Origin of the sequence: Halobacillus mangrovi, from assembly GCF_002097535.1 — a bacterium.
GTDB lineage: Bacteria > Bacillota > Bacilli > Bacillales > Halobacillaceae > Halobacillus > Halobacillus mangrovi_A.
Map to the genome: position 1 here is coordinate 3741476 of NZ_CP020772.1, position 20682 is coordinate 3762157.

The 20682-nt window shown below is 41.6% G+C and carries 16 protein-coding genes; 6 read left to right on the forward strand and 10 right to left on the reverse strand.

The window, feature by feature from the left end; genetic code table 11:
* Positions 1-25: 25 nt before the first annotated feature.
* The 3 genes from HM131_RS18700 to HM131_RS18710 form a co-directional block, all read right to left on the reverse strand.
* Positions 26-1291: a peptidase gene (locus HM131_RS18700; protein WP_085031204.1), complete on the reverse strand. Its 1266-nt coding sequence runs from the start codon at positions 1289-1291 to the stop codon at positions 26-28.
* Between the two features lie 196 nt (positions 1292-1487).
* Complete coding sequence (locus tag HM131_RS18705) at positions 1488-2930, reverse strand: sodium:solute symporter family protein (RefSeq protein ID WP_085031205.1); 1443 nt, start codon at positions 2928-2930, stop codon at positions 1488-1490.
* The gene (locus tag HM131_RS18710) at positions 2923-4572 is read right to left on the reverse strand and encodes an amidohydrolase (RefSeq protein ID WP_198162683.1); all 1650 of its coding nucleotides are present in this window, start codon (positions 4570-4572) and stop codon (positions 2923-2925) included. The genes HM131_RS18705 and HM131_RS18710 overlap by 8 nt, the downstream gene beginning before the upstream one ends.
* A 650-nt stretch (positions 4573-5222) precedes the next feature.
* Here HM131_RS18710 and HM131_RS18715 point away from each other — a divergent pair.
* The 3 genes from HM131_RS18715 to HM131_RS18725 are packed head-to-tail and all read left to right on the forward strand — an operon-like array spanning position 5223 to position 7799.
* Entirely contained in the window at positions 5223-5963 is a 741-nt protein-coding gene (locus HM131_RS18715) for a metal ABC transporter ATP-binding protein (RefSeq protein ID WP_085031207.1), read from the forward strand.
* Between the two features lie 3 nt (positions 5964-5966).
* On the forward strand, positions 5967-6824 hold the full coding sequence (locus HM131_RS18720) for a metal ABC transporter permease (protein ID WP_085031208.1): 858 nt from the start codon (positions 5967-5969) through the stop codon (positions 6822-6824).
* 36 nt (positions 6825-6860) lie between these two features.
* Positions 6861-7799 carry a metal ABC transporter solute-binding protein, Zn/Mn family gene (locus HM131_RS18725; protein WP_085031209.1) on the forward strand — a complete coding sequence of 313 codons (939 nt, stop codon included), beginning with the start codon at positions 6861-6863 and terminating at the stop codon, positions 7797-7799.
* Between the two features lie 55 nt (positions 7800-7854).
* Here HM131_RS18725 and HM131_RS18730 read toward each other — a convergent pair whose 3' ends face one another.
* The gene (locus HM131_RS18730; RefSeq protein ID WP_085031210.1) at positions 7855-9474 is read right to left on the reverse strand and encodes an FAD-dependent monooxygenase; all 1620 of its coding nucleotides are present in this window, start codon (positions 9472-9474) and stop codon (positions 7855-7857) included.
* A gap of 562 nt (positions 9475-10036) precedes the next feature.
* Between HM131_RS18730 and HM131_RS18735 the strand changes: the two genes are divergently transcribed.
* The gene (locus tag HM131_RS18735; protein WP_085031211.1) at positions 10037-11563 is read left to right on the forward strand and encodes an amidase; all 1527 of its coding nucleotides are present in this window, start codon (positions 10037-10039) and stop codon (positions 11561-11563) included.
* Positions 11564-11656: 93 nt separating this feature from the next.
* Here the strand turns inward: HM131_RS18735 and HM131_RS18740 are convergent, their stop codons facing one another.
* Together HM131_RS18740 and HM131_RS18745 are read right to left on the reverse strand one after the other, a co-directional pair.
* On the reverse strand, positions 11657-12610 hold the full coding sequence (locus HM131_RS18740; protein ID WP_085031212.1) for an ATP-dependent 6-phosphofructokinase: 954 nt from the start codon (positions 12608-12610) through the stop codon (positions 11657-11659).
* 299 nt (positions 12611-12909) lie between these two features.
* Positions 12910-13743, reverse strand: coding sequence for a deoxyribonuclease IV (locus tag HM131_RS18745; RefSeq protein WP_085031213.1), 834 nt, complete (start codon positions 13741-13743; stop codon positions 12910-12912).
* A gap of 162 nt (positions 13744-13905) precedes the next feature.
* Here HM131_RS18745 and HM131_RS18750 point away from each other — a divergent pair, with 162 nt between their 5' ends.
* On the forward strand, positions 13906-14346 hold the full coding sequence (locus HM131_RS18750) for a cell wall hydrolase (RefSeq protein WP_085031214.1): 441 nt from the start codon (positions 13906-13908) through the stop codon (positions 14344-14346).
* 119 nt (positions 14347-14465) lie between these two features.
* Here the strand turns inward: HM131_RS18750 and HM131_RS18755 are convergent, their stop codons facing one another.
* The gene (locus HM131_RS18755; RefSeq protein WP_085031215.1) at positions 14466-14966 is read right to left on the reverse strand and encodes a YehS family protein; all 501 of its coding nucleotides are present in this window, start codon (positions 14964-14966) and stop codon (positions 14466-14468) included.
* Between the two features lie 472 nt (positions 14967-15438).
* On the opposite strand from HM131_RS18755, the gene HM131_RS18760 reads away from it, so the two are divergent.
* Positions 15439-16044, forward strand: a complete 606-nt coding sequence (locus HM131_RS18760; protein WP_085031216.1) for a hypothetical protein — start codon at positions 15439-15441, stop codon at positions 16042-16044.
* Between the two features lie 148 nt (positions 16045-16192).
* Here the strand turns inward: HM131_RS18760 and HM131_RS18765 are convergent, their stop codons facing one another.
* From HM131_RS18765 to HM131_RS18775, 3 genes are all read right to left on the reverse strand, one after another.
* A complete protein-coding gene (locus tag HM131_RS18765) occupies positions 16193-18328 on the reverse strand; it encodes a type IA DNA topoisomerase (protein ID WP_085031217.1) in 2136 nt (711 codons plus the stop codon).
* 190 nt (positions 18329-18518) lie between these two features.
* Complete coding sequence (locus tag HM131_RS18770) at positions 18519-19148, reverse strand: 2OG-Fe(II) oxygenase (protein WP_085032118.1); 630 nt, start codon at positions 19146-19148, stop codon at positions 18519-18521.
* A 264-nt stretch (positions 19149-19412) separates the two neighbouring features.
* The gene (locus HM131_RS18775; RefSeq protein WP_085031218.1) at positions 19413-20597 is read right to left on the reverse strand and encodes an alanyl-tRNA editing protein; all 1185 of its coding nucleotides are present in this window, start codon (positions 20595-20597) and stop codon (positions 19413-19415) included.
* Between the last annotated feature and the right edge of the window lie 85 nt (positions 20598-20682).

Consider the following 20682-nt stretch of genomic DNA (forward strand, 5'->3'; position numbering starts at 1 on the left):
CTTTCTTTTTCCTGACACTTGCCCTTTATTGTTCCACCCCACACCATAGGATTAATGTTTCCGCAATAATAGCAGCTGTATCAAACATGTGGTTGAGATCAATGTATTCATTTGGATAATGAGCCATGTTCGTCTCCCCTGGGCCAAAGACCACGACTGGAATATCTGCCAGCTGGGTCAGCAGTCCGCCATCTGTTCCCCAGGGAGAGGCTTCGATTTGGGGTGCTTTCCCTTTGTAATTTTCATAAGCCTGACGAATGGTTTTCATAAAATCATGGTCTTCGTCAATTTCCCCAGGAAGCCAGCGTGCACCAAACCACTCCACTTTGACAGGGGCTTTCGCAAACCACTCATCTATTTCACTTAACTTAGCTAAATGATTTTCAAATTCTTTTTTAGCTTTTTCAATTGATTCGCCAGGGGCAATGCCCATCCGCCCTTCAAGAACTACTTGATCAGGCACAGAAGATGGCCAGTTTCCTCCCTCAATCCGTCCAATATTTATAGGGATGGGGATTGGATTGCTTTTATACAAAGGATCCGTTACCCCCTCATTCCGTTCCTTTTCCAAGAAAAGAATTTGTTCATACACCACATTTGATTTTGCAATGGCACTAACCCCTTTATAGCGCGTCCCGCCATGTGCAGACTTTCCATGTATGAAGACTCTAAACCAAATCGAACCTTGCTGTTTAGGAAACATACGCATATTCGTCGGCTCAGGAATTAACGCTGCATCTGCACGGTATCCGCGCTCGATAGCCGCCAATGTGCCAGAACCGCCGCTTTCTTCTTCTACAACACTTTGGTATAGGATGTCCCCTTTTAATTGAATGCCGCTTGCTTTTATAGCCTCAATGGCGACAAGAGAAGCGAGGTTGCCGCCTTTCATATCGGTAGCCCCACGTCCAAACAACTGATCACCCTTTACCGTTCCAGAAAAAGGTTCATCCTCCCATTGCTCCAAATCTCCTTCTGGCACAACATCCACATGACCATTCAGAATAATGGACCTCCCGTTTCCCGAACCCTTTAGTGTTCCTACAACATTTTCACTTCCTTCAAAATCATTACGAGAAGCGCAGAAGGCTTCATGTTTGGATAACATGTCATAATCTAGTTGCCATTTGTCTACTTGAAGTCCTAGCTGCTCTAAACGATCTGCGATCAGGTTTTGGATACCTCGTTCATTTCCAGCAGTGCTTGGCTGCTGCACCATCTCCTGTAACAGTGTCGTATAGTCATTTCGGTGGTTTTCAATGTATTGACGGACTGTTTCTATGTATTCCATCCCAATCCCTCCTTTACTTTAATAGCATTTTAACTTTAAAAAAGAAAATCCGACGTTTTCGATACATTCACACGAAAACGTCAGTTAAAAGTTAGTTTTTCCTCTCTTTATACCTGTGAAGCTCTTAATAAATATCTTGGGCTCACACGCTCACTTATTCTTATTTTCATCAAATTTAGTTACTGACCATCACTCTCTAAACAGTTTTCTTTAATTCCTCAAACATTACATGACTTTCTTGTTTGGTAAGCAGAGTCACCACTAAAAGGGTAATGATTGAAACAGGTAACCCGATAAATACAGGGTGAAGACCAAATGGGTGACCGGCAATTTGCCAAAACACAGAAATGGCTAAACCGGTCCACATAGACGCAATTCCTGCTGTTTTGGTCACTCGATTCCAAAATAGTCCAAACAATACAGGCGCTAACAGCCCTGAAACTAACATCGCACTTCCTGTAATCCAAAGCGTCACCAACTGAGGAATATAAAGAGCTAAAAGTGCTGAAATAATCGATACGATTACAACAGAACCACGACTATAAGTGAGCATTTTCTTGTCACTAACGTCTCCCACTCTTGGTTTAATAATGTCATTGACGATCGAGGAAGCTGCCGCTAAAAAGAAAGAGTCAGCACATGAAATGACCGTCGCTAACAGAGCGATGAGCATCACTATGACCATTGGGAATGGTAAAACGGCCCCAATCACTTCGTAATAAATAAGAGATGGATCAATGTCCGTCATTTGTAAACCAAATCTGCTTAGAACTCCAATGACGATAATAATTGCAGCGGTCAAAAACCCTAGAACAATCGCACTCCAAAAGCCTGTTTTAGCCGTTTTAAGATCTTTCGCAGCCCAGAACCGCTGCCATAGATCCTGTCTCACAAACTGGTAGGCTCCAATAGTGAGCAAATAAACGAAGAATTCACCCGGGCTGATATTAAATACGCTCAGCATGTTTCCGCCACCTGTACCTTGAGCTCGATCCGCGATTGCACCCCAGTCTCCAGACATAGACAGAACAACAACAAACAAGATAAAAATCCCAACTGTCTGGATAGTCCCATGGATTGCATCCTGTAGAAGAACGGATTTGAGACCGCCAAAATACGTTTTCAATGTAAGCAGGGCCCAGCCAATGAGTATGCCGGTAGTGATGCTGATTCCGGCTGTTAGATTGAGGATTGTGGCAATGGCTACAAATTGCATTCCCGTAATTGCACAGTAGGCAACCAGGATACTAATGACAGTCGGAACTCTTGCCCCTTCCCCATATCGCATAGCGGTAAAGTCTCCAAGGGTGACCATGTTATATTTTTCACCCAGTAATCTGATTCGCTTCAGTAAGAATATAGCTATCACAATCGAGGTCAAAGTAAAACCAATGGCCAGCCATTGTTGACCCATACCAAATCGATAACCATTTGTCATATATCCTAGTAAAATGGATCCCCCGATTGCTGTTCCTACGAAGGTTAGAATGAGAGGCATCAGCTTACTTGAACGCCCTGCAACGTTATAATCCTCGTAGGTTTTAACACTTCGGTTCATATATAAGGATAGACCGAACAAAAAGATAAAATAGACTACCACTATGGAAATTAGAATGAGTTGCTGCTGGTCACTAAACATTATTTTTCCCTCCCGTATATTCGTAGAGATGTGAGTCGGATTCACTGTAAATCAATTCTCCATCTAAGAATGTTTGTAAAACTTTCATATCTACTATTTTTTCAACCTCTAGATCAAGAGGGTTATCGGATACAATCATCAAATCTGCTTTTGCACCTGGTTTAATGATTCCGAGTGACTCTTCTTCAAAAGAACTATAAGCCGCATCTGTCGTATAAGCTTTCAACGCTTCCCAAACCGATATCCTCTGATTCTCACCAAGAACTTGTCCACTCGATGTTTTTCTCGTCACCGCACCGTATATGCCCAGCCAAGGATTGGCATCATTAATGGGAAGATCTGAATTTCCAAGAGCGACGACCCCAAACTCCTTGAATGATCGATGAGGAAAACTGTTTGCCATTCGATCTTTTCCTAACTTATCAAAATAATTGTCTCCAATATGGTAAAGAAATCCGACAGAAGAGGCAGCCAACAACTTTAACTCTTTCATGTGTTGGAGATGATCAACCGTCGGCATCACACAATGTTCAATTCGGTTTCTCATCGAAGTCACATCTGTCATTTCATTGATCTTTAAGAAAGCATCGATCGCCGTATCAATTGCTCTGTCTCCAATAGCATGAATCGCAATGCGCAGCCCAGATTGGATTCCTTTTTCCATTAATGGGTAGATCTCATCAACATCGTTATAGAGAATCCCCGTTTCCTCTGTTCCTGCATAAGGTTGTGAAACAGCTGCGGTTCTTCCACCTACACTGCCATCCAGCATGAACTTTAAGCCCTGAATTTTAAGCATGTCGTTACCGAAACCACTTCTGAGTCCTACCGTTAATACTTCGTTATATGTACCTTCAAAACCATTTTGGTCAATCGCCCACATCCATGGCCTAATTCTGACCTTTAATTCTTCCTTTTCTTGCAGCACCTGGTATAGCTGCAAATCATTCGTTTGTGTAGACATATCATGAACCGTGGTAATTCCCCATTTGGCAAACTGCTTTTGGGCAAGTTCCATGCCTTTGACCATGTCCTCTAAGTCATATTTAGGAGTTGCTAGTAACCCTTGAGCTTTTTCCTGCATCAGCCCTGTCAATTTTCCGCTTTTATCCTTTTCAATATTGCCTCCTTTAGGGTTTGGAGTATCCTCGGATATCCCACTCAACTCTAAAGCTTTTGAATTCGCAACAGCCATATGCGCACAGGTGCGCTTCAAAACGACAGGGTGATGAGGAGCCATTTCGTCTAGTTCCCACCGTGTAGGATTACGCTTCTCCGCTAGTTTGCTGTCATCCCATCCCCAACCAATAATCCATTGTCCTTCAGGAGTGTGGGATACTTGCTCTCTTACCTTTTCTAACAGCACCTTGATCGACGGTGTCGTATCAGGCTTGCAATCTACTTCCAGTAACGATAATCCATAAATAGAAGGATGGATATGACTTTCAATAAAACTAGGCATGAGCGTTTTTCTATCTAAGTCAATTACTTTGGTAGAGCTCCCTTCCCAAGTTAAGGCTTTGTCTTCCTCTCCTACGTACAAAACCGTCCTATCTTTCACAACTACGGCTCTTGCTTTGGGAAAGTGATCATCCATCGTCAGGACAATACCATTGATAAAGATCAAATCTGCCCCTGTCACACCTATCTCCTCCTTCATCTGTTCATGTAGCCCTTTCGGATGTGCATCTTTTATGTAAGTTCCGCTACTGCGTAAGCTGAAAAAATATTTGAATGTACGCTTCGTATTGGCGGAAGTATTAATAGAAGTGATTTAACCCTCTTTTGTGTCTACTGGTAATAAAAAAACCAGAAATATGCACAGCACAAGCTGCAAAAGCATACTCGTCCTGTTCATATAACTGGTTTCCTATCTAGCGAATTGCTCTACCTTTTCACAGTAGAGTCAAGTAGATTTGACAGTTATTTGACAAATTTTTAATTGTTGCAATTATTCTACCAATAATCAGAACAGCGGTCAATTAATATTCGGAAAATTCTAATTATACACGCTGATTGGCTGTACTTTTTGTTTATTTCACATATTTTCAACTAATATGGTTGACTTTTTATGGCTTAATCTATATATTTTGCATTAAGGAAACTTTTTCGGTGATCAACAATTTGTCAACTTTTTCGGTTAAGGCCCATATAGTGAAACAGGAAATTTTTTTACCCTGAAAGTTGGTTTAAGGAAAATTATATGTTCTTTTCAAATTTTCATGTAATCAAGCCAAATACATGAATAAGACCTAATTAGATGATTGAGGTTTCTATAAAGGAGGATGAATCATGAATCATAACGCTATCTCCATTAAAGATCTGCATGTTTCCTACTATGGAAACGAAGCAGTGAAAGGTGTGAGTTTATCTGTCGAACCCGGCAACCTGGTTGGAATCATCGGGCCCAACGGTGCTGGAAAATCAACGTTTTTAAAAGCAATGCTGAATCTTATTCCGAGGGATAAAGGTGATGTCAAAGTACTAGGTAAAACCGTTAAAGAAGTACGAAAAAAGATTGCCTATGTGCCCCAGCGAAATGATATTGACTGGGATTTTCCTATTACAGTATTGGATGCTGTTCTTCTAGGTACTTATCCTAGCCTAAAACTGTTCAGACGACCTAAGAAAAGTGACAAAGAATGGGCAATGGAATGTCTTAAGCGCGTTGGTATGGAGGACTTCAGCAAAAGACAAATCGGTCAACTGTCAGGCGGCCAACAGCAGCGTGTCTTTCTCGCCCGTGCCCTGGCACAGAACGCTGAATTATTTTTCCTTGATGAACCTTTTGTCGGGGTGGATGTTTCTAGTGAAGAAACGATTGTCAAAATCTTAAAAGAACTGTGCTGGCAAGGAAAGACGGTCATTGTTGTACACCACGACTTAAGTAAAGCAAATGATTACTTTAATCAGCTTATCTTGTTGAACAAAGAGCTGATCAGCTACGGAGCGGTCAGTGAAGTATTCCAAACCGATATCATCGAAAGAGCTTATAAAGGACAGTTTGCTTTTATGAAAGAGATGGGAGTGTAGATTATGGCTTTTATTGAAGCAGTTATGCAGTATGGATTTTTACAGAAAGCGTTATTAACCTCCGTTATGGTAGGGATCATCTGTGGAGTCATCGGCTGTTTTATTATCCTCAGAGGAATGGCACTTATGGGAGATGCGATTTCTCATGCGGTATTACCCGGAGTCGCTATTTCGTATATGCTCGGCATTAACTTTTTCTTCGGTGCTGTTTTCAGTGGTGTCCTGACAGCTATTGCGATAGGATTTGTCAGTCAAAACAGTCGGATCAAACACGATACATCCATAGGGATTATGTTCACAGCAGCCTTCGCGGCGGGGATCATTATCATAACGATGCTGAAAAGCAGTACGGATTTATACCATATTCTTTTTGGTAACGTTCTGGCGGTTCGATCATCGGATATGTGGATTACTCTAGGAATCGGTCTATTTGTTCTAGCAGCTGTCTACCTCTTTTATAAAGAACTACTGGTTACATCATTTGATGAAACGATGGGCGCTGCTTACGGTTTGCCTGTCCGTTTGATCCACTATTTCCTAATGACTTTGTTGACAATGGTGACGGTCGCTTCCCTGCAAACCGTTGGAATTGTATTGGTTGTAGCAATGCTCATCACTCCAGCTGCTGCTGCCTACCTTTTAACTGATCGTTTGTGGATCATGATCTTTCTTGCAGCAGGAATCGGAGTCATTTCCTCCGTTGTCGGCCTATACTTTAGTTTTACTTACAATCTGGCTTCTGGAGCAACGATCGTTATTTCAGCTACGGCCATATTCGTTCTCATTTTCCTATTCTCTCCGAAGCACGGATTGCTATGGAAAATGTTAAAAGTCAGAAAGAAAAGAGCTTCACTTATTTAATTTTAAATTGATCATATATTTTAGGAGGACAATCGAATGAAGAAATTTTTACTTTTAGCAACAACTCTTTTTACCCTTATGATGTTAGCCGCTTGCGGTGGGCAAGAAGCTAACGGAAATTCCCAAGAGGATGATGGAAAAGTTCAAGTCGTTACCACCTACTCCATTGTTTACGACATCGTAAAAAATGTGGGCGGAGATTTAGTCAATATCCATAGCTTGGCGCCAATCGGATCGAACCCGCACGAATATGATCCACTACCGGAAGATGTACAAAAAACAACCGATGCGGACGCTGTTTTCTATAACGGCTTAAATCTTGAGGCAGGTAATTCATGGTTTAACAAACTAATGGAAACGGCCGGAAAAGATGGTGAGGATGCTCCTGTTTTCCTAATGAGTGAAGGAGTCGAAGCAATGTATTTAACTTCAAAAGGTAATGAAGGAGAAGAGGACCCTCACGCCTGGCTAGATATCCGTAACGGCATTAAATATGCGGAAAACGCTAGAGATGGACTGATCAAAGTAGATCCTGAAAACAAAGAAGTGTATGAAGAAAATGCCGAGAAGTATATTGAGAAACTACAAAAATTGCATGACAAAGCTGTAAAGCAATTCAAAGAAATTCCTGAAGAAAAACGTGTACTTGTGACAAGTGAAGGAGCTTTCAAATACTTCAGTGACGCCTATGGATTCCAGGCCGAATACATCTGGGAAATTAACCAGGAAAATCAGGGAACTCCAAATCAAATCACGAGAATTGTTGATATCATTAATGAAAAAGAACTGACAGGTCTATTTTTAGAAACGAGTATTGATGCACGAAGCATGGAAGCTGTCTCTGCAGAAACGGATGTCCCTATTAGAGGGAAAGTGTTTACAGATTCTCTAGCCGAGCCAGGGGAAGACGGAGATACGTACATTGACATGATGGAATGGAATATTAAGACGATTAAAGATGGATTAAGCAAGTAAACGCAAAAAGCTGCCAAAATCAGATTAAACTGGTCTTGGCAGCTCTTTTTGTCTCCTAGCTTAAGAATCGCTTTAATTTTGTCATTGTCTGTTCAGGTTCTGAAGACATGGCATGAAAGGCTACGTGACCATCAGGACGAATGAGGAGAGTACTCCCTTTTTCCATGCCCAGCTTCTTCTCCAGATGTCTGTGCACATCGTAAATAATTGGAAGTTCTTTTCCTTTGGTCAGAACCGTCCCTCCTTTTGCGACAAGGAAGATCTTCAGAAGATCAGGGTAGTTCTCCCGGGCCATTCTTGAAAAAGTATAGGCATGATTAATAAGAGCATCGTCCTGGGCATCGATATAGATAAAGCAAATGTACCCATGCCTGCGAATCAATGGATACACACTTTTGTCGTTGGTTCCATCAAAGAATAAGAGATGGTCAGGGACACGCTTTCCTGATTGAATTGCTTCTTTCGATAGAGAAGAATCTAGTAACTCCTTATTACGGGACGTATCTTCATATTCGTTATAAATATGAGATAGGTGGTGAGCAATCTTTTTTTGAACCCAATCTTGGGTTAACGCCGCCTTCCCTGTCCAGTTCCGTACTTTCCCTTGTGCGCCTTGTAAATCAATGATCTTAAGCATCCGGGCGGTTTCTTTGAGTACATCCATTCCGATTGGAGATCGCTCAAAATGATAACTGTCCAAAAAGGAGTCATTCGCATGACCCTTAAGCACCGCATCCAGCTTCCATCCAAGGTTTGCCGCATCCTCGAGTCCAAGGTTCATCCCCTGTCCACCAATAGGATTGTGGATGTGAGCTGCATCCCCAATGAAAAACACGCGGCCTTTTCGGTAATTGGGCACCTGTCTATGAGCTGTGCCAAAGTACGAAAGCCATTTAGGGTTTTTAACTTGATAAGGTTCGGACAAAATCGTGTTCAGACTTTCTTGTAATTCATCAAGAGTCAGTTCATCTTTGTGAGGGAGGCCCTGTTTGGCACGATCCAGCCCCACGACACGGTAACTGCCGTCTTTGTATGGGAAAAAGGCAACGGCCCCCCGATCGTTCAGATGCATGTTAATATAAATCTCGTTTAATGATGGAACGTCGACATCTCCTAAGAAAAATGTATACCCTTCATCCTCTCCTTCAAAGGTAACGTCCAAATCCTGGCGAACCTTACTATGTGCCCCATCGCACGCTAACAAGTACTTGGCAAAATACTTCTTAAGCTCCCCGTCATGCATAGCATTGACATACACACCTCTGTCCGCTTCTATCACTTCCACAACTTCATGCTTCCGGCTGACCTCTCCCCCTAAAGCAGATAAATGCTCCTCTAATATCTTCTCCGTTTCACTTTGAGGAATGATGAGGAGATATGGATATCTGCTTTCAATATGATACAGCTCTACCAAAGATGGATTTTCTCCACCTAAATGCAGTTTGGAACCGGGACCCGGATAGCCTCGTCTCAAAAACGATTGATGAACACCTAAGAGTTCAAACATTTCAAGTGTTCTTGCCTGGATTCCAAGTGCTTTCGAAAGCTCAGAAGGTCCCGTTCTTTTCTCTAAACAGAGATAATCCACGTCTCTTTTCTGTAACTCATTGGCTGCCATAAGCCCTGCTGGTCCTGCTCCAATGATCAGTACATCGGTTTCAATTACGGAAGTCAAATAAATGTGCCCCTTTCATCCGCTAATGATCGCCTCATTTAATTTAGCGGTTACGTACCGATTGCCATTCCTGAAATTCTTCCCGATTAGAAACCACTGACCGCTTGCAGGAACCAGGTCAGTAGGTTGAGTCTTGTTTAATTTAACCGTAAGAGTTGTTCCATGCTCTTCATTTAGAAAGTATCATAATACGATACCCGTTATTGCCCTTATCATGTCCCCGTGAACATATTCAAAAATAGATTTATATAGAGTTCGTCTGCCTTAAACTAAACCTTTACTCTATCTTAAAAAAACTCATTCTTCTAGATGACAGGGTTCAACAATAATTTTACAGAATTTTCAAAATTCATTGTTGACGGTAATCTTCATTTACCTATATATTTAAATTGGAAAAGTATTCTAGTGATTAGCCCTCTTGAAATGGCTTCTCCTATTAAGTAGACTCCTCAGATCTCCACATAAATCACACATCAAGGTTTTACTACTAAGATCCATTTTTTGTCCTGTTGAAAGCTTTGTAGAGAAAAAGTAAATCGATCATCTTCAAGGAGGAATTGGAATGACGGTAAGAAAACCTACGATTGAACAGTTATTGGAAATCGCTGAGAGTTTTAACATGAACATGACGACAGAGGATCTAAAGACCTACCAACAGTTAATGGACGGACCCATCCAGTCTTACAATCGATTAAGTCAATTAGTTGAACCAACACTCCCTGTCAAGTACCCTAGAACACCTGGATATCGCCCATCCCCTGAAGAAAATGAATACAATGCCTGGTACTGGAAAACATCGATCAAGGGAAATGCTTCTGGAAAGTTAGCAGGCAAAAAAATCGTCTTAAAAGATAATATCAGTCTTTCAGGAGTTCCAATGATGAACGGATCATCCATGCTGGAAGGATTTGTGCCAGATGAAGACGCGACCATTGTAACAAGGATTCTGGATGAGGGTGGTGAAATTGTTGGAAAAGCAGTCTGTGAGGACTTTTGTCTTTCAGGTGGGAGTCACACTTCAGCCACTGGACCGGTTTTAAACCCACATGATCCCAGACGTTCAACAGGCGGATCCTCTAGCGGAAGTGCTGCACTCGTTGCTGCGGGAGAAGTAGATATGGCCATTGGAGGGGATCAAGGAGGCTCGATTCGAATGCCGAGCTCATGGTGCGGAGTATATGGATTAAAACCTACGTTTGGACTGGTTCCTTACACGGGAATTTTTCCAATCGAACAAACCATTGATCATACAGGTCCCATCGCTAGAAGTGTTGAAGATGTCGCCTTATTACTTGAAGTTATCGCAGGACCGGACAACCTTGATCCAAGACAATCAGGGTTAGAACCAAAACCATACTCTGAAGCACTGAAAGGGAATGCTCAAGGTCTTAAGATTGGTGTTTTAACCGAAGGATTTAACTGGGAAGGACTTTCTGAAGAAGATGTAGATCTCTTCGTTAACCAAGCCGCTCAATCCTTAACAGATGCCGGGGCAACGGTTGAAGAAGTTTCTATCCCTATGCATCGTGACGGAATTCATATTTGGAATGTTGTAGGCACAGAAGGATTAACGTCCAGCATGGTCAAAGAAAACGGAATGGGCACCAATTGGAAGGGGCATTATAGCACAAGGCTTCTAGATGCATATGGAAAAGCGAAAAAGACAAAGGCCGATGAATTTTCCGAAACTGTAAAAATGACGGTTTTACTCGGTGAGTATATGCAAAATCACTATAATGGGAAGTATTACGCGATCGCCCAAAACCTTGTTAGAAAATTAAAAGCTGCTTATGATGAGGCACTGGAAACGTATGATATTCTTGTCCTGCCAACTACTCCAATGAAACCGACAAAAATTCCTTCACCTGATGCGCAAAAGGATGAAGTTATTATGCGTGCCCTCGAGAAGATTCCAAACACTGCACCATTTAATTTAACAGGACACCCGGCGATGAACGTCCCTTGTGGAAAATCGGAAGGGCTGCCTGTCGGAATGATGCTCGTCGGCCGAATAGGAGAAGATGAGACTGTATTGCAAGCCGCTCACGCCTATCAAGCGACTCATGAACGGGTTTCAGTCACTTCATAGCTAGCCATTGGAAAGGGGTTGGAGCTATATTTTTTCATTTAGCTCCAACCCCTTTTAAAAATGGAATATATCTTTTTCTTTTCCTTCAACTCTTTATGATGACAATCTTCCGGACAAATAATACATTCTTTCATCGATCCGAGGCTCTTGCGAGAAGATCTCATCGAAGTCAAAGTTCACAGGCTGATTATTTTTAATCCCTACTAATTTTCCTGTTTCATTATTCATCAGTAAGTCTATCGCATACGCCCCTAATCGACTAGCTAAAACTCGATCCCTTGCTGTAGGCGCTCCCCCTCGCTGCGTATGCCCTAGCACAGTCACTCGTGATTCGATTCCTGCCTCTTCTTTCAATTTGGCGTTGAGATCGATTCCAGACACACTTCCTTCTGCTACGACAATAATGCTGTATCTATTTCCGCTCCCCCTTTTTATCTGTTCAACAATACTCTCTACATCCTCTTTCTTTTCAGGAATGACTATACTTTCAGCCCCACCAGCTAGTCCAGAGTATAGAGCTAAATTCCCTGTATCCTTCCCAGCAACTTCAACGATCGATGTTTTTTCATGCGATGAAGCTGTATCACGAATGCGATCAATGTAATCAATGACCGTGTTTAAAGCTGTGTCAAAACCTATTGTTTCCTCTATACCTGGGATATCATTGTCAATCGTGGCAGGAATGCCGATACACGGAAAGCCTCTACTGGCTAAAGATTGGGTTACATGTAACGCATCTCTTCCCCCAATGACAATAAGAGCGTCTATTTTTAACTTTTTCAGGTTTTCAATGGCTTTTTTTTGGCCTGCCTCTTTAGAGATTTCTTCAGTTATGTAAGATTGCAGTACGGTCCCTCCTCGCTGCAGGATAGAACCTACAGACGCCGCATCCAACTTCTCAGCAGATTCGTTTAACAATCCCTGGAATCCATATTTAACCCCAACCATCTCTATATCATGATATAAGCCTGATCTTACAACAGCACGTATAGCTGCATTCATTCCTGGAGCGTCTTCTCCGCTTGTTAAGACACCAATTCTATTCATTGCATTCACTCTCTTTCCTTTACCACATCGTTGATAGCTATTCTATACTTTATTCGCTCCTCCAACAAGAGTAGCCCTGATAGAAAAAGGGCTAATTAACCTCTCCCGTTAGTGAAGTCGAAAGAAAAAAATCCATGACCATATTCTACTAATCAGATGAAGAACAACTTAAAAGACTACCTCCTTACTAGTAGGAAGTAGGATGTCTCTCACGTTCTTTACAGTTACTATACGAACTCCAATTCACGTACTTATTTCATTGGCCAAGCTCAGTTATCGGCAAAACAAATGGCTTTTAGCTATCCCCACCTCTTTTGCAATTGTTGAATTTCTTTTTCATGGGAGACTTTTTCTTTTGGAGTTTCTAAAATAAATGGGATATTTTCTATTAGGCTTGATTCCATTACCTGAGAAAATTGTTCTTCCTTTATATAGCCAGCATTAAAAATATTCGCATGCCTGTCTTTTCCACTGCCTGTGTCGTATTTAGAATTGTTGAGATGGAAAACGACTAAATGCTCAAAGTAACCTAGTTCTACGCCTTTATGTAATAATTGCTTCCAATTATCCCCGTTCCATAGCCCGCTTGCAAATGCATGGCACGTATCAAGGCAGTAACCGATCTTTTCTGGATAGTCACATAATTTCCGGAGTTGCACGAGTTCTTCCAAAGTTGTCCCCATCGTTCCCGGCTTTCCCGCCATATTTTCCAGTAGGATCTTACAGTTCCCCTCCCACTGACTGAGCACGTAATTCAGTATCTCTAACATTAATCGATAACTGGCAAGTGGATCATCCCTGAATATATTTTTCCCAAAATGGACTACTACCCCAAGGGAACCGCAGGCTTCAGCAATTTCTAGATCGCTCAAAAGAGAATCGATGACTTGCTCTTTTTTCTTATCATCAGCGGGAGTTAACGTTGTAGGGTACGGCGTATGGGCTACAGATACGATCCCCTTTTCCGTACAGTATTCCTTGCACATATTCGCATCCTCTTTATCAAACGATTTGACCGATAAACTCCTTGGATTCTTCGGAAAGTATTGAAACGCACCAGCGTTAAGAGAGGCTGCTTGTTTTGCCGCTCCTAAATAACCGTCTTTAATCGACACATGGCTGCCAAAAATCATTTAGACCCTCCTGTCCTCGTACTTTGAAGGTAATATTTTGTTAGTTTATCCATAATGTATATAGTCATTAGTTATAAATATGGAAGCAAAGTGGTGTTGGAGGATATTATGGAAGCATTTTTGCTGGCTTTTTTCATACAATCTCTTTAGAGGTGATGATCAGTGCCAAGAGTAAAATATACGGAAAAAGATGTTGCTTTAATGGCAAGAATGATGAGGGCTGAAGCAGAAGGCGAAGGAAAATTAGGGATGCTTATGGTCGGCAATGTTATTGTAAATCGGCGAAAAGCGGATTGTTTAGATTTTAAAGGTTTAACATCAATACGAGATGTTATTTTTCAAGTTCAAGGAGGGAACTTTTCTTTTGAGGCCGTACAAAAAGGGAACGTCTTTTATAACCGTGCAAGAAGTGCGGAAAAAAGATTAGCCAGACAAAATTTAAACTACTGGAGACAACATCCGTCCAAGTATGCGCTTTGGTATTTTAACCCGTATGGTCAATGTCCATCTACATGGTACGGTCAGCCATTTACCGGACAATTTAAAGAGCATTGTTATTACGAACCACAGGGTGGCACGTGCCCTGGGGCTTATCGATGGTAAAGAAAAGGGAACGGAGCATTTGGAGTAGAAAAAACAGATCCAAGACATAAAGAAGATCGCCCATTCTTATGTCATGAGATCTGTTTTTTTATATGATGATATTTTCTCGATCCACTGTCTTATCCTCTATATTTAATCGTTAATCCTTTTAAGAAATTTCTAGCGTATTGATCCCCAAACTGTTTGTAATTTTTGTGCCCTTCTTTTCTTAATAACGCACTTACTTCCCCTTTCGTTATCTTAACGCCTGCTTCACCTAGAATATCGATAATATCCTCACTGGTTAACTTTAATGCGATTTTCACTTTTTTTAACATGACGTTATTCACACTGGATTGATTCTTAATTGAACGGTCCGGTTTATTCGGCTGACCAGGTTTTGGTTCTTGGGGGCCTCGTTCAAACGTGATGAAGCCATTTAAAAAGGACTCTAACGTGCTGTTTGTGCATTTCAAATGCTCTTCACTGTCCTCATCTTCAAAGTCATCTGATCGGGTAAGCAGCTTTGACAATTCTTCTCTTGTTAGATCTACGCCGCCGAGTTTAAAAATTTCGATCATATCTTGATCTTTGATATCCAGGGCGTATCTTAATCTAATTAATATATCATTATTATCCATATATGAACCTCCAATAATAGTACATTACAGTGAAAAAAACGAGACTGAGTCTTTCCGTCGATTTTATAGCTTTTCCACTTTCTACTGCGCTTCATTCTTGTATGCTTGTAATTTTAAATATAAATGTAAAGCTGGAGAGTGAAAGTGCCTCTTTTTTCAAAGTTTCTTTTCAAAATCGATTTTGATTTTATTATCTTAAACCAGAGAGTTCGTGACCTTCACGTTGTGATTTTCACCAAACCAATGACAGTTATTTTATCCTTTATTAGTCATAACAGCAAGAGCACAGTTCTTTCTTCTCCTATTACTAACGAACAACGAGCATAAAACGTTTGAATCCTTACGTTTCCTTAGAGGAAAAAAGTAGGATTTGAATATGAAAAGTATAGGATTTGAATATGAAAAGTATAGGATTTATCCTTAGGGTGAAACCATTTACCTAGACAGGTAACACCTAGGAGGACTTTTTGCTTTGAATCGAACGTTCTTACGGTTCGTAGTTATAGCTTCAGTCGTACTTTTAGTTGCTGGATGTTCAGATTCGTCTTCTGACACCTCTGATGGCGGTGGAGAAGAATCCTCTTCCGTTACTTCCGAAGAGGATGAAGGTGCTGTTTCGAAAGACAAAGAAACCATCCTCACTTATTTGGAAAATGAATTCACAGGGCCGACGAAAGAGTTAAGCCAAGCTTACGAGAAATTTTATGCAGATGGATCCAACCGTGACCGTTCAGTATTAAAGTCGTATATTGACGACCGTTATAAACCTCTTGTTGCTAAAGGGGATTACCCGGAATTTGTAAATGTAGGTCATGCTCTTGAATGGCTAGGAATGGCACAGCGATATGGGTATGAACTGAAACCAGCAGATATCCAAATTGCAAAAGATCAGATTGAAAAGAACGATGCTTCCACTTACACCTTCCACGTTAGAGTGGAATACAGCAAAGAAGGAAAAACTGACAGCGCTATGGTTACAGGAAACATTCACTTGAATAAGAATAACCGAATTTCTTTAATTGGAAATGTCAATGATAGCGATTTAAGGTCAGGTATGCTGGCATCTGTTGAAAACTAATAGGAGTTAAATGCTCAGGCGAACCTTAAGCCCTACTTTTTAGAGGAGAGGTCAATCCATTGGCGAGGGTTGACCTCTTTTGTTTATTAGGAAAGGGTGTGGACTCAGTTACAAAAATGGACGCAGAGGAAAAAGGAAACTATACCTTTCAAGTTTTCTTATTAAAATCAAATTTAATCTTATAATCTTGATCGAGCATTAACGCCGTACTAAACGTTTTCTTTCCCTTAAATCCTTTTAACACCTTCGTACGCTTCTTCTCGCATAACGTTTTAATCATGTTCTTCGACAGCGTTTTTCCGGCTAATCGCTTCGGAAAACTCACTTTACATCCTTCTGTATAAGCCGAGCACCCATAAAATTTGTACCGATCCATAATCACGCCCGTCGGACAGGCGGGACACTTGGCGATCGGGTCGTTCCAGCTTTTTTTCTCACCAGTACTGCGAACTTGAACGTTTTGAATCGATTCAGGCATTTCTTTAATGAGCTTATCAATAAACTGATGGGTCTGTTTGATAAACATTTGCTTAGACCCTTCTCCATTGCCGATTTTCTTTAGATACGATTCCCATTTGGCCGTCATGGACGGGCTTGATAAAAGCGTACCTTCAATCGCTTCACAGAGCATAATCCCTTTGTCTGTAATCGACACAATATTTTTCTTCACTTCTATATAGTTTTGCGTTTTAATGGTTTCAATAATACTCGAACGGGTGGCTTCTGTGCCAAGTCCCTCTACTTCTTTTAGGATTTCCACATCTTCTTCATCATCCACGAGCTTCCCGCACGTTTTCATCATGGTGATCAGCTGCCCTTCCGTATACGGCTTCGGCGGCTGCGTCATGCTTTCCTTAATATGAAGCTTTGCGCCAACCTCTTCGCCATTTTGGACTTCTGGCAGGAAGGCTTCTTTTTCCTGCTTAGCTTTAGACGGCTTTGGAAACAGCTCTTTCCAGCCTCGGTCAACTTCTCGTTTCCCCGTGGACTTAAACGGTAAGTCGTGAACATGTGTGTAAATCGTTGTTTCTTCATACACGTAGTCTCTGTGGAACATGGCAAGCGTCGTAGCGAGTACTTCTCTATAAATATTTTGTTCATCCCGGCTCAGCCCATTCAGCTTCTTCTCACTTGGCACCGATTTTGTTGGAATAATTGCGTAGTGTTCCTGGACTTTACTGTTGTTCACATACCGCTTATTCGGTTTTAAGGATACCGGTGTAAAAGAAACGTTCATCGATTGCTGGTACTGATTTAAATTTTTTACTAAGTAGGCGAACTCATTTTCTGTTATAAAATTACAGTCTGTCCTCGGATAGGAAACCAAACGCTTTTCATAGAGTTTTTGCATTGTCTTCAAAACTTGTGAAGGCGTGTATTTCCAACGTCTGTTCGCCACGCTCTGCAAGGTGGACAGTGAATGCAGCTTCGGTGACTTCATGTGCTTTGTCTTTTTATCAACTTTTTGAACAATTCCACGTAAGGGTTCATTTTCCTTCAATCCATGTTGATCCATCAATGCTTGTACTTTCGCTTTATCTTTATCCTTAATCTTCGCAAGTCCTTTATAGGAACCCTTTTCCGCTTGGAACAAGCCTTCAATCTGATAAAAAGGCTCTGAGACGAAGTTTTCAATTTCTTTGTGACGCTGGTAGATTAAATACACAGTCGGAGACTGCACCCGTCCAATTGACAAGTGATTGTTGAACCCTTTTTTCTGCAAATGGAGCGTAAACAAACGGCTCGCATTGATCCCTACCATCCAATCACTGATTTGACGAGCTTTCGCTTCATCAAACATCTTGAGGTCCTTGTCGTTGCTTTGTAAATGATTAAATCCTTTACGCACTTCATCTTTCTCGAGAGAATTGATCCACAACCGTTGAACAGGTTTTCCTTTTACACCCGTTAAACGGAGAATACTATAGAAAATATTCGAGCCTTCGCGATCGACATCAGCCGCATTCACGATTACGTCCGCTTGCTGAAACAGCTTCTTCACCGCCTGAAACTGCTCCCACTTCCCTTTTGAAACTTTCTCAAGGAACCGATCCGGCACAATCGGAAGCTGTTCAAGCTTCCACCGCTTCCACTCGGGTTTATAGTCATGAGGTTCTTTTAATTCAACCAGATGGCCGACTCCCCATGTAATTGTCGCTCCATCCGGAAAAGTTTCATCTGGCTTTAGTTGAATATACGTTTTTGTTTTTTCCTGAATCGTAAAAGCCTCTGCATAAGCTTTTGCCTGAGAGGGTTTTTCGGCTAAGATGACCACCCTTGTCATGGTCTCTCCACTCCCTTCAATAGACCCCAAGAGTACTATGAGATGAATAGGAAAGCAAGAGTAGAAGGAGAACTAGACTGGGATTCTTCTATTCATTAGAAAAACACCTCCAATTGTCATCCGCAGGATAACAATGAAGGTGCTTATAAAGTATTTCTCTATCCAACTCATGGCTTTTACATATTCGACCTTATCTGTACTGTTTTCTCCGCACCCACATCGTCGCTGCCCACTTTTCTCCAGCAGTAACCGGGGAACCGCCGTGAAGCGTCCGTTCATTTATCGCAGGATCCGAATAAAAATATTCAAAATACACGCCCATACCTTTATGAGGTGAGACAGATAGATTCATATGAGGAAAATAGGTTTCCCCTCCCTCTTCGACATCGTTCAAGTAAAGAACAAGAGTGCTGATCCTTGGGTTGTTCGTTGCTTTGACTTTTGATTTAAAATAATCGTAATGGGCTTTATATTCCTGGCCTTGTTTATAATTCAGGATGTGAATTCCTTCTCCATGCTCTACGGGTACATTCATGATTTGCGCAAGTCGCTTTTCAATCCTCGTCGTAATATCGTCCTCTGGCAGGAATGTACTGCTGCTTGTCCGAATATCGCTCACTTCATGCCGTGATCCGATTTTCGACCGGTTCAAACGGTCTTTGGAAAGACAAATCAGCTCCTCACATTCTGCATCACTTACGACATTTCCTAAAATAGCAATCTTAGGATCTTCCATTTTAGCGATAATCGCGATCTCACGGTCTTCCGCCATAATCTTGTTTCCCGTGTGATCGAAAATTGAACCTTCTTTCACTTGCATGGTCACTTTTTCATCAACCTCTTCTTATTTGATAAAACGCTTTTAAAAACAACATTCTAGTTTTATAGGTTATGATAGCATCATACCATCTTCTTACAATTTATTCTTTAATTTTCATAAAAATACCAAAAGTGTTCACAAATAAAGATAGAATCTCTTAATGGTTAGGTTGATAGTTTTACATTTCAGCAATAAAAACCTGCCCCTTCCACATTCAGAGGGGCAGGCTTTAAACTTCATCTATAGGAAACTTCTTTTAAAAAACTACAAATGCTTGCTCACTCGATTAGCGAAAGCAGCTCCGTCAATCAAATTTTTGCCGCCCCCCTGAACAAAGTTAGGTTTGCCTCCTCCTTTTCCTTCGATCAGTGGCATCGTTTGTTTAGCAACCTCATTCATATTTCGGTCCACATCTGCTCCACGGGCAAGCACAAATTGCAGTTGACCTTCCTGTTCGCTGACTAGGATAAGATAAGCATTGGGCGCATGTTCGATGATTGCTTTTCCCAATGACTGAAGCGTCTTGATTGGACGACCCTTAAAGACGCGCTGAATCACTTTGTCCCCTTCTGTGCTAGAAATGATCTCACGAGCTTCATACTGCAGTAATTCTTCTTCAAGCTCAGCAATTTTCTTATCTTTTTCCTTGCTGGCTTTGATCAATTGATCCACTTCTTCTACAAGCTGCTCTTCCGGCCTTGGAACAAGCTGCTTCATTTCGGTCAGAATTTGGTGTTTCTGTCCGAGCTTATCCAGAACCCGGTAACCACAGGCAAACTCCAGACGTACTTGTTTCTTGCTTTTCGTCCAACCTAGAAGCTTTGCAGCCATGACCTCGCCAGTGGACGGAGGGTGTGTTCCTCCGCATCCGTTGTAATCAACCTCTGGAATCATGACAAGGCGGACATCCCCTTCAACAGCAAGTGGTTTTCGAAGAGGATACTCGTTCGCTTCTTCAACGGTCATCCACTTTGTCTTTACAGGATAATTGGCTCGAATAATTTCATTGACCCGTTCCTCAGCCTTTCGCAAAAGATCTTCAGAAAGTTGTTCCGTATCTAAATCAATCGTCACTACTTCTTTACCTAAGTGGAAGCTCGTCGTAGGAATGTCGTATTGGTCATCAAAAACAGCTGAAATGATGTGCTGGCCACAATGCTGCTGCATATGATCAACGCGTCGGTCTTGATCAATGAATCCGTGTAATTCTCCCGTACCTTCTGGAAGTTCCTCCTTTGTATAATGGCGCACTTCGTCTTCGACTTCTTCGACATCGACCACTTCGATGTCATTTAATTTGCCGGTGTCATGAGGCTGCCCGCCACCCGTCGGATAAAATGCAGTCTCTTCCAACACCACATAAGGCCCGCGTTCATCTTGATCTATTTTTATAACTTTAGAATTGAATTCTATTCTATAAGGGTCTTCGTAAAATAGCTTTCTCGTCATAGTACGTTCCTCCTCTGTTTTCCTAAGGGTATCGTAACATGTTTCTTTTCATGCAAGGCTATTGAGTGGAGACTGCCTTACCGAA